At 63.0% G+C, this 1757-nt stretch carries 1 protein-coding gene; it reads left to right on the top strand.

Going from position 1 to position 1757, the window contains the following annotated elements:
- A partial coding sequence (locus CAF92_RS26205) for a T6SS effector BTH_I2691 family protein (RefSeq protein WP_305880207.1) occupies positions 1-1757 on the top strand: 1757 nt, incomplete at both ends.

The raw sequence follows: 1757 nt of genomic DNA, 5'->3' as shown, positions 1-1757 counted from the left end.
ATGAGCATCAGCAAAACCATCCACATCGCCATGCAGGAAGAAATCCCCAACACCTACGGCACCTGTAACGCCTGCGGACGCTCCGGCCTGCCAATTCTGCTGCTGCGCGAGGCCTACGCCCCGCGCCCGGATACAGGGCACCCCTATCGCCTGGCAGACGATAGCGAAATCATCTTTCACCCGATGCACACCGACCAGTTGCGCCTCCTGCGCCAGGGTTATGTCTACGTACTGCTCGACCAGGAAATCTGGCAGGCCTACGAGGTAGCGGCGGAAGGTACCTTGCAGCGCTTTCCGGTGTCGCAGATGCCCTTGGGGCCACCCAGGTCGTTACCCAAGGTATGCGCCACCGAAGGCCACGATGTGATCGCCTCGTTCATCAACATCGATACCCTGCTCTACCGCAAGGCCTGGATCGCCTTCGCCAACGACCCCTGGCCCCGTGCCGTACTCGACCGCTATCGGCAAGGCATCGTCGACAGTGACCCGGGCACCCTCGCCCGCTTCGTCGAGGTGGACCTGAACACCGCACGCAACGACCCTGCCAGCCTCGGCATCGCCATGACCGACAGCTTCCGCTTCGGCCTGGAACAGGTGCTGGAGTTCTCTACCTTTTCCTCTGCCAGGTTCACCAGCGCCCATGGCTTTTACAGCCGCCTGGGCCGCTGGCATGAAACCCGCACGCATGTGCGCAATGTCATTCAGCAGGAACAACTGCCCAATGGCCTGCTGGCGCTGACGCTGCCCGACCCGGTCGGCATGGTCATGGAGCTCAACGCGCAACGCACTCGCTGGGTGCAGGCCCTGCAGGAATGGCGGGCGCAACCGCAGCGGCACTTCGAATACTTCACCTCGCAAGCACTACTGGGCATCCGCGAACTGCACGCTGCCATGGCTGCCGCGCAGGGTGCCGAGGACGCGCAGCGGCAAGCCCGGCAGGTCGAGCAGTGGAACGACAGCCCGATCGCGGCCAAGGCGTATCTGCCTCCGGTGGACATCGACGCGCAGACCGAACGCAACATCGCGCGCAAACAGCAGGACGCCCGCGAGCGGCTGGAAGAGCGTTACGACGAAAGCGCCCGCGCGGTGTTCCAGGCCGATTACGACCGCGAACTGAAAAACTGGCAGTCGATGATCGACCAGGTTGGCGATCTGTATGCGCGGCACTATGCCAAGCGGGCGTTTCAGCAGATCGGCTACTACGACTATGACGCGACCTCCCCTGTTTCGGTGGAGTACTTCATCCAGATGATGGCCGCCTGCCTGGCCGGCGGGCCCACTGAAACCTTGCCGCAGGAGGGTCAGCCGCTCGGGATTACCCAGCATATCTGGCAGCAGCTGCTGGAAGACGACCGCAGCCTGCTTTACCAGGCACTGCTGGCCAAGAACCAGAAGCTGATGCAGCAGGTGGCCAGCGCGCTGGCCGGGGATGACTTCGGCAAGGTGTACGACATCATCAAGGGCATCGCCGGCACCGCCGACGGCCAGCTGTTGATGATCAAGCCGATACAGGATGCCGTTGGCCAGTTGCTGGCCGCGACCAACAGCGCCGGGAATGCGCTCAGCCAGCACCTGAGTGAACGGACAAAGACCCTGATCGGCCATGTGCATCGCTCGGCGTTTGCCCTGTTTGCCGGGCAGCAGGTAACGCCGCTGCGGGTGTCGCTGACAGTGGGCGAATACATGAGCCTGCTCAATGAAGCCCTGGAGGCGCGGACCGATGCGTTTCTGCAGCAGGTAGACAAGCAGTTCCGTGA

It is taken from the genome of Pseudomonas sp. B10(2017) (assembly GCF_002113295.1).
GTDB classification, from domain to species: domain Bacteria; phylum Pseudomonadota; class Gammaproteobacteria; order Pseudomonadales; family Pseudomonadaceae; genus Aquipseudomonas; species Aquipseudomonas pudica.
Note: the sequence above shows the minus strand (reverse complement) of the source record. Positions and strands in the feature narration are given on the sequence as shown.